Annotated in this window: 12 protein-coding genes; 5 read left to right on the plus strand and 7 right to left on the minus strand. The window is 63.5% G+C overall.

Annotated elements, in window-relative coordinates:
• Positions 1–113: 113 nt before the first annotated feature.
• Entirely contained in the window at positions 114–1,604 is a 1,491-nt protein-coding gene (locus E5221_RS18245; protein WP_247846193.1) for an NCS1 family nucleobase:cation symporter-1, read from the minus strand.
• Positions 1,605–1,945: 341 nt separating this feature from the next.
• Here E5221_RS18245 and hydA point away from each other — a divergent pair, with 341 nt between their 5' ends.
• The 3 genes from hydA (at position 1,946) to preA (ending at position 6,190) form a co-directional block, all read left to right on the plus strand.
• Positions 1,946–3,385, plus strand: coding sequence for a dihydropyrimidinase (gene hydA / locus E5221_RS18250; protein WP_247846194.1), 1,440 nt, complete (start codon positions 1,946–1,948; stop codon positions 3,383–3,385).
• Between the two features lie 162 nt (positions 3,386–3,547).
• Entirely contained in the window at positions 3,548–4,915 is a 1,368-nt protein-coding gene (locus E5221_RS18255) for an NAD(P)-dependent oxidoreductase (RefSeq protein WP_061551140.1), read from the plus strand.
• Positions 4,916–6,190 (plus strand): NAD-dependent dihydropyrimidine dehydrogenase subunit PreA, encoded by a 1,275-nt coding sequence (gene preA, locus E5221_RS18260; RefSeq protein ID WP_247846196.1) that lies wholly within the window; start codon positions 4,916–4,918, stop codon positions 6,188–6,190.
• A gap of 147 nt (positions 6,191–6,337) precedes the next feature.
• On the opposite strand, the gene E5221_RS18265 is transcribed toward preA, so the two are convergent.
• From E5221_RS18265 to gnd, 6 genes are all read right to left on the minus strand, one after another.
• The gene (locus tag E5221_RS18265) at positions 6,338–6,958 is read right to left on the minus strand and encodes a TetR/AcrR family transcriptional regulator (protein ID WP_015270992.1); all 621 of its coding nucleotides are present in this window, start codon (positions 6,956–6,958) and stop codon (positions 6,338–6,340) included.
• A 157-nt stretch (positions 6,959–7,115) separates the two neighbouring features.
• Positions 7,116–7,403, minus strand: a complete 288-nt coding sequence (locus E5221_RS18270) for a HigA family addiction module antitoxin (RefSeq protein WP_025339798.1) — start codon at positions 7,401–7,403, stop codon at positions 7,116–7,118.
• Between the two features lie 15 nt (positions 7,404–7,418).
• Positions 7,419–7,697, minus strand: a complete 279-nt coding sequence (locus E5221_RS18275) for a type II toxin-antitoxin system RelE/ParE family toxin (RefSeq protein ID WP_039613156.1) — start codon at positions 7,695–7,697, stop codon at positions 7,419–7,421.
• A gap of 116 nt (positions 7,698–7,813) precedes the next feature.
• Entirely contained in the window at positions 7,814–9,610 is a 1,797-nt protein-coding gene (locus E5221_RS18280; RefSeq protein ID WP_061551138.1) for a glycoside hydrolase family 15 protein, read from the minus strand.
• A 144-nt stretch (positions 9,611–9,754) separates the two neighbouring features.
• On the minus strand, positions 9,755–11,260 hold the full coding sequence (gene zwf / locus E5221_RS18285) for a glucose-6-phosphate dehydrogenase (RefSeq protein ID WP_061551137.1): 1,506 nt from the start codon (positions 11,258–11,260) through the stop codon (positions 9,755–9,757).
• Positions 11,257–12,291 carry a phosphogluconate dehydrogenase (NAD(+)-dependent, decarboxylating) gene (gene gnd / locus E5221_RS18290; RefSeq protein WP_123085144.1) on the minus strand — a complete coding sequence of 345 codons (1,035 nt, stop codon included), beginning with the start codon at positions 12,289–12,291 and terminating at the stop codon, positions 11,257–11,259. The genes zwf and gnd overlap by 4 nt, the downstream gene beginning before the upstream one ends.
• A gap of 152 nt (positions 12,292–12,443) precedes the next feature.
• Here gnd and E5221_RS18295 point away from each other — a divergent pair, with 152 nt between their 5' ends.
• Together E5221_RS18295 and glgA are read left to right on the plus strand one after the other, a co-directional pair.
• The gene (locus E5221_RS18295) at positions 12,444–12,611 is read left to right on the plus strand and encodes a DUF6026 family protein (RefSeq protein WP_015270996.1); all 168 of its coding nucleotides are present in this window, start codon (positions 12,444–12,446) and stop codon (positions 12,609–12,611) included.
• Between the two features lie 594 nt (positions 12,612–13,205).
• Positions 13,206–14,765 carry a glycogen synthase GlgA gene (glgA, locus tag E5221_RS18300; RefSeq protein WP_061551136.1) on the plus strand — a complete coding sequence of 520 codons (1,560 nt, stop codon included), beginning with the start codon at positions 13,206–13,208 and terminating at the stop codon, positions 14,763–14,765.
• The last annotated feature ends 2 nt before the right edge of the window (positions 14,766–14,767 follow it).

The raw sequence follows: 14,767 nt of genomic DNA on the forward strand, positions 1-14,767 counted from the left end.
TGTCTGTGCCGGCCTCTTCGCGGGCATGCCCGCTCCCACAGGTACAGCGTTGGCCTCAGGACCTGCGCTGTACCTGTGGGAGCGGGTTTACCCGCGAAGAAGCCGGCGCGGTCTCACGGCAAAGGCTTGACCACCCGCGCCGGGCTGCGCGCGACCACGCGGGCCAAGAGGTAATACAGCGCCCCACCCAGCAGCGAACCGGTGAACCAACCGTAGTCGTAGAACCAGCTGAAACTGCTGTTGCCAATCGCCATGACGGTCAGCGCCACCGGCAACGCAAAGGCGGCAAAACCGGCCCAGTTCCATGCCGGGTACACGTCGTCACGGTACAGCCCGGCCAGGTCCAGCTCCTGCCGGCGGATCAGGAAGTAGTCCACCACCATGATCCCGGCGATCGGCCCCAGCAGGCTCGAATAGCCCAGCAGCCAGTTGGAGTACACGCTCTCCAGGCTCAGGTCGGAAACGATCCAGCCCAGCTTCTTCAGCAACTCATGGCCCATCAGCGCCAGGCCGATGAAACCGGTCAACCACACCGCGCGGCTGCGCCCGATCAGGCGTGGGGCGATGTTCTGGAAGTCGTTGGTCGGCGACACGATATTCGCTGCAGTATTGGTCGACAGCGTGGCGATCACGATCAGCGCCATGGCCAGGGCCACCCAGAACGGGCTGTGGATCTTGCCGATCAGGCTGACCGGGTCGGACACGGTCTCGCCAACCAGCGATGCCGAGGCAGCAGTCAGCACCACGCCCAGCGAGGCGAACAGGAACATGGTCAGCGGCAAGCCGAAGATCTGCCCGAGAATCTGGTCCTTCTGGCTGCGGGCGTAGCGGCTGAAGTCGGGGATGTTCAGCGATAGCGTGGCCCAGAAACCGACCATGGCGGTAAGCCCGGCGCAGAAGTAGCCGAGCATGTTCGCCCCTTCCGGGCGCTTGGGCGGCTGGGCCAGCAGTTCGGTCATCGACATGTGCGGCAAGGCCCAGAACAGCAGGCCGACGCCGACCGCCACCAGCAGCGGTGCCGACAGCGTTTCGAGCCACTTGATCGACTCGGCGCCACGCAGCACCACCCACAGGTTCAGGCACCAGAAGATCATGAAGCCGATCACCTCGCCGGTGCCGCCCAGGGCCTTCCAGCCGTCGAACACCGAGCCAAGGAACAGGTGGATGGCCAGGCCACCGAACATGATCTGGATGCCGAACCAGCCACAGGCGACCACCGCCCGGATCAGGCATGGCACGTTTGAGCCGAGTATGCCGAACGACGAACGCAGCAGCACCGGGAACGGAATGCCATACTTGGTGCCAGGGAAGGCGTTGAGGGTGAGCGGGATCAGCACGATCAGGTTGGCCAGCAGAATAGCCAGCAAGGCCTCGCCCACGCTGAGGCCGAAGTAGGCGGTCAGCACGCCACCGAGGGTGTAGGTGGGCACGCAGATGGACATGCCCACCCACAGGGCGGTGATGTGCCATTTGTTCCAGGTGCGCTGGTGCACCTTGGTCGGGGCGATGTCGTGGTTGTAGCGCGGGCTGTCGAGGACATCGCTACCTTCGGACAGCTCGAACAGGCCATCGCGCTCGACCACTTCCGATCTGCTCTGCTGCATGGGGGCTCTCTCCAGATTTTCTTCTAGTTGTTGCCCATCGGGCTGATGCGATGGCCGGAGTACTCACGGTTCATGTGCTTGAAAATCTCGACCAGATTTTCATCTTGTCAAGTAAGTCAAAGCATCAGAAAGCTACGCAGCCAGCGCCAATAATTAAATTAACCCTTTAATTTCAATTAGTTAAAAACCACAAAATTAATGGGAAAATTTTCTTGCCGAATCGCGGATCAGCATCTAGCCTCGAATCTTGTCAGGCCTGACAGGATTAACCGCCCTGCCCGCCCTGCATGAAGAAAACTCCAAGAACCGGCCCAGACCGGTCAGCCTGCGAGGAAAACGGCATGTCTCTGTTGATCCGTGGCGCCACCGTGGTCACCCACGAAGAGAGTTACCCCGCTGATGTCCTGTGTGCCGATGGCCTGATCCGTGCCATTGGGCAAAACCTCGAACCGCCCACCGACTGCGAGATCCTCGACGGCAGTGGCCAGTACCTGATGCCCGGCGGCATCGACCCGCACACCCACATGCAGCTGCCGTTCATGGGCACGGTGGCCAGCGAGGATTTCTTCAGCGGCACCGCCGCGGGCCTGGCCGGTGGCACCACCTCGATCATCGACTTCGTCATCCCCAACCCGCAGCAGTCGTTGCTTGAGGCCTTCCACACCTGGCGCGGCTGGGCGCAGAAAAGCGCCAGCGACTACGGCTTCCATGTCGCCATCACCTGGTGGAGCGAGCAGGTAGCCGAAGAGATGGGCGAACTGGTGGCCAAACATGGGGTGAACAGCTTCAAGCACTTCATGGCCTACAAGAATGCGATCATGGCCGCCGACGACACCCTGGTGGCCAGCTTCGAGCGCTGCCTGCAACTGGGTGCGGTGCCCACCGTGCATGCCGAGAACGGCGAACTGGTGTACCACCTGCAGAAAAAACTGCTGGCCCAGGGCCTGACCGGGCCGGAAGCCCACCCGCTGTCACGCCCATCCCAGGTCGAGGGTGAAGCGGCCAGCCGAGCCATCCGCATTGCCGAGACGCTGGGCACACCACTGTATCTGGTGCACGTTTCCAGCCGCGAAGCGCTGGATGAAATCGCCTATGCCAGAGGCAAGGGCCAGCCGGTCTACGGCGAAGTCCTGCCCGGCCATCTGCTGCTGGATGACAGCGTCTACCGTGACCCTGACTGGGCCACCGCCGCAGGCTACGTGATGAGTCCCCCTTTCCGTCCGCGTGAACACCAGGAGGCGCTGTGGCGCGGGCTGCAATCGGGCAACCTGCACACCACCGCCACCGACCACTGCTGCTTCTGCGCCGAGCAGAAAGCCATGGGGCGCGACGATTTCAGCCGTATCCCCAACGGCACTGCCGGCATCGAGGACCGCATGGCGGTGCTGTGGGATGCCGGGGTCAACAACGGGCGCCTGTCGATGCATGAGTTCGTTGCGCTGACCTCCACCAACACCGCGAAAATCTTCAACCTTTTCCCTCGCAAGGGTGCCATTCGTGTTGGTGCCGACGCCGACCTGGTGCTGTGGGACCCGCAAGGCACCCGCACCATCTCGGCCAAGACCCACCACCAGCAGGTGGACTTCAACATCTTCGAAGGCCGTACCGTGCGCGGCATCCCCAGCCATACCATCAGCCAGGGCAAGGTGCTCTGGGCCGATGGCGACCTGCGTGCGGAAAAAGGCGCGGGCCGGTATGTGGAACGGCCGGCGTATCCGTCGGTGTACGAGGTGCTGGGGCGCAGGGCCGAAGTGCAGCGGCCGACGCCCGTGCAGCGTTAAGGCCATTGGGGCTGCTGCGCAGCCCATCGCGACACAAGGCCGCTCCTACAGGAGTGCGCGGTTCCTTGTAGGAGCGGCCTTGTGTCGCGATGGGGCGCGCAGCGGCCCCAGAAACCACCGCAATGCTTGTCGCCTGCATCCAAAAATAGAGAGGCTACAACCGTGATCGACGCCCTGAACCACTTGCCGCGCCCACGGGCCGGCGCCGACCAGCTGGCCGAGCGCTTCAGCGACCTGGCCCCACCCCTCACCGCCCGCCAGGCCGCCGTCGAAAGCGCACGCTGCCTGTATTGCTATGACGCCCCCTGCGTCAACGCTTGCCCCAGCGACATCGACATCCCGTCGTTCATCCACCGCATCAGCGACGAAAACCTGCAAGGCGCCGCCGAGCGCATCCTCTCGGCCAACATCCTCGGCGGCAGTTGCGCCCGCGTCTGCCCCACCGAAATCCTTTGCCAGCAAGCCTGCGTGCGCAACAACGCGCAGGAATGCGCACCGGTTCTGATCGGCCAGCTGCAGCGCTATGCTCTGGACAATGCCCACTTCACCGAGCACCCGTTCCAGCGCTCGCCAGCCACCGGCAAGCGCATCGCCGTGGTCGGTGCCGGCCCTGCCGGCCTGTCGTGTGCCCACCGCCTGGCCATGCACGGGCATGATGTGGTGGTGTTCGAGGCCAGCGACAAGGCCGGTGGCCTCAACGAGTACGGCATCGCCCGCTACAAGCTGGTGGACGACTATGCCCAGCGTGAAGTGGAATTCCTGCTCGGCATCGGCGGCATCGAGATCCGCCATGGCCAGCGCCTGGGCAGCAACTTTGGCCTGGGCGAGCTGCGCGACCAGTTCGACGCAGTGTTCCTCGGCCTGGGCCTGAATGCCGTGCGCCAGCTCGGCCTGCCTGATGAAGAAGCCCCCGGCCTGCTCGCCGCCACCGCCTACATCCGCGAACTGCGCCAGGCCGACGACCTGAGCCAGTTGCCCCTGGCCGACCGCTGCCTGGTGATCGGCGCCGGCAACACCGCGATCGACATGGCCGTGCAGATGAGCCGCCTGGGTGCCCGCGACGTCAACCTGGTGTACCGCCGTGGCCATGCCGACATGGGCGCCACCGGCCACGAGCAGGACATCGCCAAGGCCAACCAGGTGCGCCTGCATACCTGGGCCCGCCCCGATGCCGTGTTGCTGGACGACAGCGGCAAGGTGCGCGGTATGCGCTTTGCCCGCACCGAGCTGGCAGACGGCCGCCTGCGCGACACCGGCGAAACCTTCGAACTGGCTGCCGATGCCATCTTCAAGGCCATCGGCCAACGCTTCGACGATACCAGCCTCGTCGACCCGGTGGCCGCACAACTGGCGCGCGACGGCGAGCGCATCCGCGTCGACGAAACGATGCAGACCAGCCTGCCGGGCGTCTATGCCGGCGGCGACTGCACCGCCCTGGGCCAGGACCTTACCGTCCAGGCCGTGCAACACGGCAAGCTGGCCGCCGAAGCCATCCATGCCCAACTCATGCTCAACGTGGAGGCTGCGTAAATGGCCGACCTGTCCATCGAATTTGCCGGCATCAAGGCACCCAACCCCTTCTGGCTGGCCTCCGCTCCGCCAACCGACAAGGCCTACAACGTGGTCCGCGCCTTCGAGGCCGGCTGGGGTGGCGTAGTGTGGAAAACACTCGGTGAAGACCCGGCGGCAGTCAATGTGTCGTCGCGCTACTCGGCGCATTACGGCCCCAACCGCCAGGTGCAGGGCATCAACAACATCGAGCTCATCACCGACCGCTCACTGGACATCAACCTGCGCGAAATCACCCAGGTGAAGAAGGACTGGCCCGACCGCGCACTGATCGTGTCGCTGATGGTGCCCTGCGTGGAAGACTCGTGGAAGTTCATACTGCCGCTGGTGGAAGCCACCGGGGCCGATGGCATCGAACTGAATTTCGGCTGCCCGCACGGCATGCCGGAGCGCGGCATGGGCGCGGCGGTCGGCCAGGTGCCGGAGTACGTAGAGATGGTCACCCGCTGGTGCAAGACGTACTGCTCGCTGCCGGTGATCGTCAAACTTACGCCGAACATCACCGATATCCGCCAGTCGGCCCGCGCCGCGCACCGTGGCGGGGCGGATGCGGTGTCGTTGATCAATACCATCAACTCGATAACCAGCGTCGACCTGGATCGCATGGTCGCCCACCCCATCGTTGGCGACCAGAGCACCCATGGTGGTTATTGCGGATCGGCGGTGAAGCCGATTGCCCTGAACATGGTCGCGGAAATCGCCCGCGACCCGCAGACGCGCGGCTTGCCGATCTGTGGTATTGGCGGCATCGGCAGTTGGCGTGACGCAGCCGAGTTCATGGCCCTGGGCAGTGGCGCTGTACAGGTGTGCACGGCAGCGATGCTGCACGGCTTCCGCATCGTCGAGGACATGAAGGACGGCCTGGCGCGCTGGATGGACCAGCACGGGCACCCCAACATCGAAGCGTTCCGCGGCCAGGCGGTGGGGCATACCACCGACTGGAAGTACCTGGACATGAACTACAAGTCGGTGGCGCACATCGACCAGCAAGCATGCATTGGCTGCGGGCGCTGCCACATTGCCTGTGAGGACACTTCGCACCAGGCGATTGCCAGTACGTTGCAGGCCGATGGCACGCATGCCTACAGCGTGATCGAAGAGGAATGCGTGGGCTGCAACCTGTGCCAGATCACCTGCCCGGTGGAGAGCTGCATCGAGATGGTGGCCCAGGATACCGGCAAGCCGTACCTGAACTGGACGCAGGACCCGCGCAATCCCTACCGCGAGGCCAGTTGAGGCAATTGGGGCTGCCTTGCAGCCCTTCGCGGGCACGCCCGCTCCCACAGGGATCGCGCCGCTTGGGAGGGCAGCGGAACACCTGTGGGAGCGGGCGTGCCCGCGAAGGGCCGCAAAGCGGCCCCAATCGCTCAGCGTACACCGACCTCAAGGCTCCAGCCCGATCCCCCGCAAGATCACGCTGGTCACCGTCTGCACGGCATTTTCAAAGGCCATGTCCGACAACGCCTCCCCGCCATTGAGCAACGTCACCTGATAACCAAAGTCGGCATAGTGCTGGGTCGAGGCCCAGATCATGTACAAAAGTGCCGACGGCTCCACCGGCAGGATGCGCCCCTCCTCCACCCAGCGGCGGATCTTGGCTTCCTTCAGCTTGGCCCAGGGCACCAGGCTTTCATCCAGGTTCACCCCCAACACCGGCGCCCCGTGCAGCATCTCTTCGGCCCAGATCTTCGAGCCCAGCGGCCGCGAGCGCGAGTGGCCCATCTTCGCCCGGATGTAACTGGTCAGCACCACCCGCGGGTCGTCGAAGTTCTCGAAGCACAGCGCGTCCTGCTTCCAAACATCCAGCAAGTCCTGCAGCACTGCGCGGAACAGATCGTCCTTGGTGCTGAAGTAATAATGCAGGTTGGAACGCGGCAGCTCGGCCTGCTCGGCGATATCACCCATCGACGTGGCGCCGTAGCCCTTCTCGGCGAACACCTTTTCCGCCGCCTGCAGGATCTTCTCGATATTGCGCCGGCGTATTTCGATCTTGTGATTGGCCATCAGGCTTGGGCCGTCCACACCGCCAGCTCATAACCGTCTGGGTAGATGAAATTGAACTCGATGTTGTCGATCTGCCGATCAGTACCGCGAATGCCCATGTGTGCTCCGTGCCGAAGGGGTATGCCCTAGTCTACCCCGGTCGTTTCACACTTTTATATCAGGCGGCCTGAAACAACCGGGTAATCACAGGTTGCTGTCGGTGACGAGCCTGCCAGATATCGTAATCAGCCTGAATGGCCAACCACAACCGTGCGGTACTGATTCCAGCCATCTCCAGGCGTATTGCCAAGTCTGGAGACATCGCAGCGCGACCATGCAATACCCGCGAAAGCGCTTCTCGAGAGAACCCAAGATGCGATGCGAAGGCTTTCACCGTCAGACCTAACGCGGGCAGGACATCTTCACGCAAGGTTTCGCCTGGATGTGGCGGATTGTGCAAAGGCATGCTCAGCTCTCCTTTTCAGTGGTAATCAAGGTAATCGACCAGTTCGACATCCGAACCCACGAAGCGAAAGATCAGGCGCCAGTTACCAGACACACTGACTGACCAGAAGTCCGATAACTCCCCTTTGAGCGGATGCAACTGCCAGCCTGGAACGCTCAAATCTTGCGCAGACATGGCGCAATCAAGAAACTGGAGTTGCCGCTTCAAGCGCTTTGCGTGGGAGGCCTGAATCCCTCGGATGTTGCCCGTTTCATGAAAAATTCGCAGTCCCTTGTGTCGAAAACTGATGATCATGGGTAGCTCGCCGTGTCCATTTGGGAGACGAGCCCAGTGTGACCCCATGCATCACACGAAGCAAAGTATCATGTGTGACTCAATGCGTCACACATTAATTACCGAAGGATGCGACTCTATCCGCAACTCGCCCGATCACGCACCGGGCACTGTGCGCGGTGCAGGTTCAGTGCGGTGTTGATGATGCCGATATGGCTGAACGCCTGGGGGAAGTTGCCGAGCATGCGCTGGCCCGCCGGGTCGTACTGTTCGGCCAGCAGGCCGAGGTCGTTGCACAGGCCGGTCAGGCGTTCGTACAGTGCCTGCGCTTCTGCCTGGCGACCTAGCAGAACATATACGTCGGCCAGCCAGAACGAACACACCAGGAAGGTGCCCTCCCCTGGAGTCAGGCCATCGCTACAGCTGTCGCTGTCATAGCGCAGCAGAAGACCGTTTTTCATCAGGCGCTGTTCGACCTGTTCGAGCGTGCGCAAGAAGCGTGGGTCATCCGCCGGCAGGAAGCCGGTAAGGGCGATGTGTAACAAACTGGCGTCCATCTCGGTCGAGCCATAGGCCTGGACGAAAAAACGGCCGCTGGGGTCCAGGCCCCGCGCGCATACTTCACGACGAATCTCGTCAGCCACCTGGCGGTAATGCTGACCACGCTCGCGGCCTTCCTCGGTGGTGTCGGCCAGCCCTGCGGCACGGTCGAAGGCAACCCAGGCCATGACCTTGGAGTGCACGAACTGCTGCCGGCCGCCGCGCACTTCCCAGATGCCTTCGTCCGGCTGGCGCCAGATGCGCTCGACGTAAGGCAGGATCAGACGTGAGATGGCGGCGCTACGTGGATGGCGAGGCAATCCACCCTTGATTGCCTGGGTCATGGCATCGGCGAGTTCACCGTAGATGTCCAGTTGCATCTGCGCCGACGCTGCATTGCCCACCCGCACCGGTTGCGAGTGCTCGTAGCCGGCCAGCCACGGCAAGGTGTATTCCTGCAGGTCGCGCTCACCGGCCAGGCCGTACATGATCTGCATCTGCTCGGGGTTGCCGGCCACCGAGCGCAACAGCCACTCGCGCCAGGCCTGGGCTTCGTCGAAGTAGCCGAGGTTCATGAAGGCCAGCAGGGTCATGGTCGCGTCGCGTAGCCAACAGAAGCGGTAGTCCCAGTTGCGCTCGTGGCCGATGCGCTCGGGCAGCGAGGTGGTGACGGCGGCAACGATGCCGCCGGTGGGCGCGTAGGTCATGGCCTTGAGGGTCAGCAGCGAGCGGCGCACCAGGGCGGAGTATGGGCCCACCTGTGGGCAGCGGGCGGCGAAGGCCTGCCATTGGTCGATGGTCTGCGCCAGCGCTTGGTCGATATCACAGCCGGGCTGCACCGGCAGGTGCGAGGGCTGGTGGCGCAGGCTGAACACCTGGCGTTCGCCCGCGCCAACGCGAAAGCGGGCGACCGTGTGCTGGTCGCGGGCATGCGGGGGGACGGTGCTGCACAGGATCAGCCGGTCGGGGCCGGCGACGGCGCTGAGGGTCCGCGGGTCCAGGCGTTCTACCCAGGGCACGCTGCGGCCATAGTCGAAGCGCATCACCAGGTCCATCTCGAAGTTGGTTTCGCCTGCGAGGCCCTCGACGATACGCACCAGCGAGTTGACCTCGCCCAGCGGCATGAAGTCGAGCACACGGGCGCGGCCGGTGGCAGTGACCCAGGTGGTTTCCAGCACCAGGGTGTCGTCCAGGTATTGGCGGCTACTGTATTCGACCGGGTCGCAGGGGGCCAGGCGCCAGCGGCCGTTTTCCTCGTTGCCCAGCAGTGCGGCGAATACCGCGGGGGCGTCGAAGCGTGGCAGGCACAGCCAGTCGAGCGAGCCATCGCGGCTGACCAGGGCGGCGCTGCGGCAGTTGCCCAGCAGGGCATAGTCTTCGATGTGGGCAGGCATTGGGGCTCCTTTGTGTGGTTGCCTGTGACGGCCTCTTCGCGGGTAAACCCGCTCCCACAGGTACATCACAGGCCTTGAAACCATCGATATCCCTGTGGGAGCGGGTTTACCCGCGAAAGGGCCGGCACAGGCCTTACAGAAACCTCACCCCAAGCGATGCCACTCGCGCTTGTCCCGCGCCAGCAATTCATTGCCGGCCTCGGGCCCGTCTTCACCGGCCGGGTACTCATGCACCTCGCCGCCCTGGGCCCAGGCATCGATGAACGGCTGCACCGCGCGCCAGCCGTTCTCGATGTTGTCAGCCCGCTGGAACAAGGTCTGGTCACCGGTCAGGCAGTCGTAGATCAGCGTCTCGTAGCCGGTCGCCGGGGTCATCTTGAAGAAGTCCTTGTAGGCAAAGCCCAGCTCGACATTCTCCATCACCAGCTCCGGCCCGGGGCGCTTGGCCTGCAGGTCGAACCACATGCCTTCGTTGGGCTGGATCTGGATCTTCAGGTAATTGGGCTTGGGCCGCTCCAGCTCCGACTCGCGGAACTGCGCATAGGGCGCAGGCTTGAAGCAGATGGCGATTTCGGTATCACGCACGCTCATGCGCTTGCCAGTACGCAGGTAGAACGGCACGCCGGCCCAGCGCCAGTTGTCGATCATCACCTTGAGCGCCACATAGGTCTCGGTCTGGCTATCCGCCGCGACGTTGGGCTCGTGGCGGTAGCCAGGCAACTGCTTGCGCCCCTGTTTGCCGGCGCCGTACTGGCCACGCACGGAATTTTTCAGGGCCATCTTCGCCGACCATGGGCGGATGGCGCCGACCACCTTGGCCTTTTCGCTGCGCACGGCATCGGCGGCGAACGCGGCCGGGGGTTCCATGGCCACCATCGCCAGCAACTGGAACAGGTGGTTGGGCACCATGTCGCGCAGCGCTCCGGTGCTGTCATAGAACGCACCACGGGTCTCGACGCCGACGGTTTCCGCGGCGGTGATCTGCACATGGTCGATGTAGTGGTTGTTCCAGAACGATTCGAACAAGCCGTTGGAGAACCGGCTGACCAGGATGTTCTGCACCGTCTCTTTGCCCAGGTAATGGTCGATGCGGTAGATCTGCCGCTCGCCCATCACCTTCAGCAGGCAGGCGTTGAGCGCCTCGGCGCTGGCCAGGTCGGTGCCAAAGGGCTTTTCCACCACGACCCGGCGAAAGCCGCCGGCCGATTCGTCGAGCAGCCCGGCCTGCCCCAGGCGCTGCGCCACCTCGGGGAAGAAGCGCGGCGAGGTCGCCAGGTAGAAGATGGCGTTGCCATGGCGGGTTGTGTCGATGCGCTTGGCAAGGGCCTGGTAGGTGGCCGGGTCGAGGAAGTCGCCGGTCTGGTAATCCAGGCGCTTGGCCAGGCGTGCCCAGAGCTTCTCATCCAGGCACTTGGCCTTGCCCTCGCCGCCTTTGTCACGCTCGACCATGAACGCGTGCAGGCGTTCGGCGAATTCCTCGGCAGTGGCCGGGTTGTGGTCGACGCCAACAATGCGCAGGTTGCGGTCCAGCAGACCGTCACGGCTGAGGTTGTAAAGCGCCGGCATCAGCAGGCGCTTTACCAGGTCGCCATTGGCGCCGAACAGGAACAGGGTGCATGGCGGAGCAGCCGGAATGCTCTGTTTGGTCATTCGGCTTTTTTCTCGACGTGGCCACCGAAGCCCAGGCGCATGGCCGAGAGAATCTTGTCACCATAGGTGCCTTGCTGCTGGCGCGAGCGGAAGCGGGCGAACAGCGCGCTGGACAGCACCGGCACCGGCACCGCCTGCTCGACGGCGGCGTCGATGGTCCAGCGGCCCTCACCACTGTCGGACACCGAGCCACTGAATTGCGACAGCTGCGGGTCGGCCACCAGCGCATCGGCGGTGAGGTCGAGCAGCCACGAGGTGACCACGCTACCGCGCCGCCACACTTCGGCGATTTCTGCAACGTTCAGGTCGAAACGCTGGTCTTCCGGCAGTTCGTTGCCGCCCTTGCTGCGCAGCAGGTCGAAGCCTTCGGCGTATGCCTGCATCAGGCCGTATTCGATGCCGTTGTGCACCATTTTCACGTAGTGCCCGGCACCGGGTGGGCCGGCATGGATGTAGCCGTGCTCGGCACGCTGGTGCTCGCCGCTGCGGCCATGGGTACGCGGGATGTCACCCACGCCCGGGGCCAGCGCCTTGAACAGCGGCTCCAGGCGCTCGAACACGTCCTTTTCGCCACCGATCATCATGCAGTAGCCACGGTCCAGGCCCCACACACCGCCCGAGGTGCCGACATCCAGGTAATGCAGCCCGCGCTTGGCCAGTTCGGCGGCGCGGCGCATGTCGTCCTTGTAGAAGGTGTTGCCGCCATCGATGATCGCATCGCCCGGCTCCAGCAGTTCGGCCAGTTGGGCGATGGTCTGCTCGGTGGGCTCGCCGGCGGGCAACATGACCCACACCGCGCGCGGCGCTTTCAGCTTCTGTACCAGCGCACCGAGGTCGTGCGCACCCTGGGCGCCCTCGCCCTCCAGACCGGTGATGGCCTCACGGTTGCGGTCATGCACCACAGTACGGTGGCCGGCGCGCATCAGGCGCCTTGCGATATTGCCGCCCATGCGGCCCAGCCCGATGATTCCCAGTTGCATGAGCCGATGCTCCCCTTTCGAAATAAATGACAACACAATCCAGCTTTTCAGATTAGTCCAGCGTACCGCTCGAGGGTTCAGCGACGAACGGCGGGACCACGATAAACAAAAAAGTTCCCAAGACCTGCGAAAGAATTCAGAATGCGCCCGCGTGAAGCGTCTACGCTTTAACTTGTCACCAGCCAAAACCGCGAGGTGTGTCCATGGGTACTTTGATGCCTGCAACCCCAACCCAGACCCTCTATGTCTCCGTGCGCCGTGATGAGCTGCGTAAACTGAAGGACGAACGTGACCAGCTGCGCCAGCAGGTCGCCCAACTGAACCTGCTGCTGGCGCAACAACGCGCTGAAGACAAAGCTGTCAGCCTCTGATTCTACCTTCTTCTCGTGGGAGCTGAACGGCTCCCACCCTGCTTGTCTCTCTCTGATTCCTCTTTTCCAGGCCCGGCTTCTTCGCGGGCAAGCCCGCTCCCACGAAGAATGCGAAAGAATCCAACATCTGCCTTGCGCCCCACTCTGGTGCATTAGCACCTGAAAGCCACAATTTGGCGCACCATCCCCATACCCCCGCCCGCACCTATTCACATTCGGTCACAAACGCCAACGTTTGCGTCTATTCCGCGGCATGACAATAGTGACCAGCGGGTCACCTTTTCATCTATTTCTCTCCTACACTCGGGTTTCGGCCCGCCATTTGCTCAACGGAAGAGTGACGAAAAAAAGTCGAACTTTCCGGAACGCGGGCAGGTCAGGAACTAAGTAGGCCAAACGCAAAGGGGCTTCCCAGCATCGGCCCACATACCCCACCAGCCCAATCGCCTTCGGCCGGAATGCCGATCGCGCCGTGCCTGCGTGCACGACCCTGGGGCATGGAACGCACTACGCAGAATCCAGAATCAGAGAGAACCAACACGAAACATCGCCACGGGTGCCAGCACCCGGCCAAGCATAGGGACGGAGAGAAGTATGATCAGTGCCGCTGTCGAGCCTCACGTAGATTCATTCAACCCGGACAACCGCGAACCGCTAACCCCGGACGTCGCCACGACAGGCAAGGCACCCGGCGCCCAGCGCCAGCACAACCGCAACAAGCGCAAGATTTTGTTCGTGACCTCGGAAATCGCCGACCTGGTGAAAACCGGTGGCCTGGGAGACGTGTCCGCAGCCCTGCCACGTGCCCTGGCGCACCTGCACGATGTGCGGGTGCTGATCCCCGGCTACCGGCAGGTGATGGAAAGCGACAACCCCATCCACATCGTCGGTGAACTGGGTGGCCACGCCGCACTGCCGCCGTGCAAGATCGGGCGCATGGACATGGCCGACGGCCTGGTCATCTATGTGCTGATCTGCCCGGAGCTGTACCAGCGTGACGGCACTCCCTACGGTGCCAACAACGGCCGCGACTGGCCCGACAACCACATCCGCTTCGCCCGCCTGGGCCTGGCCGCCGCCGAAATCGCCGCCGGCGAAGGCAGGATCCACTGGAAGCCCGAAGTGGTGCACGCCCACGACTGGCCCGCCGGCCTGGCACCGGCCTACATGCACTGGCGCGGGCTGAGCACGCCAACCCTGTTCACCATCCACAACCTGGCCTACCAAGGTGTGTACAGCCGCGGCTGCAGCCCGGAACTGGCAATCCCCGAACACGCCATGCAGCAGGAAGGCATGGAGTTCTACGGCAAGCTGTCGTTCCTCAAGGCTGGCCTGGCCTACGCCAGCCACATCACCACGGTCAGCGCCACCTATGCCCGGGAAATCACTACCCCGGAATTTGGCTGCGGCCTGGACGGTTTCCTCGCCAGCAAGGCCCAGCAAGGCCTGCTCGGCGGCATTCCCAACGGCATCGACGAAAGCTGGGACTCGGCCACCGACAAGCACCTGCAGCACAACTTCAGCATCAACGACTGGGAAGGCAAGGCGCGCAATGCCCAGGAAGTACGCGCGCTGTTCGAACTGCAACCCTCCGAAGGGCCCTTGTTCGCAGTGGTTTCGCGCCTGGTCTACCAGAAAGGCCTGGACCTGACCCTGGGTGTGGCCGACTACATCGTCGAGCAAGGCGGGCAAATCGCGATCATCGGCCGTGGCGAGCCGGAAGAAGAGCAGGCTATGCGCGAACTGGCGCTACGCCACCCGGGCCGTATCGGCGTGCGCATCGGCTTCAACGAAACCGATGCCCGGCGCATGTTCGCCGGCAGCGACTTCCTGCTGATGCCGTCTCGCTACGAGCCATGCGGCCTCAGCCAGATGTACGCGCAGCGCTTCGGCTCGCTGCCGGTAGCGCGCAAGACCGGTGGCCTGGCCGACACCATCGAGTGCGGCGTTACCGGCTTCCTGTTCAACGAGTCCACCGTCGAGAGCTATCGCGAGGCACTCAGCCGCGCCTTCTATGTATATGGCAAGAAGGACCTGCTGAACGCCATGCGCTGCCTGTCGATGACCCAACCGTTCAACTGGTGCCAGGCCGTGGAGCCCTATGCACGTCTGTACGAGGACCTGGTCAAGCAGGCACAGCACAGCCACTACTGAAC

Origin of the sequence: Pseudomonas sp. A2, assembly GCF_023100865.1 — a bacterium.
Taxonomy (GTDB): domain Bacteria; phylum Pseudomonadota; class Gammaproteobacteria; order Pseudomonadales; family Pseudomonadaceae; genus Aquipseudomonas; species Aquipseudomonas asiatica.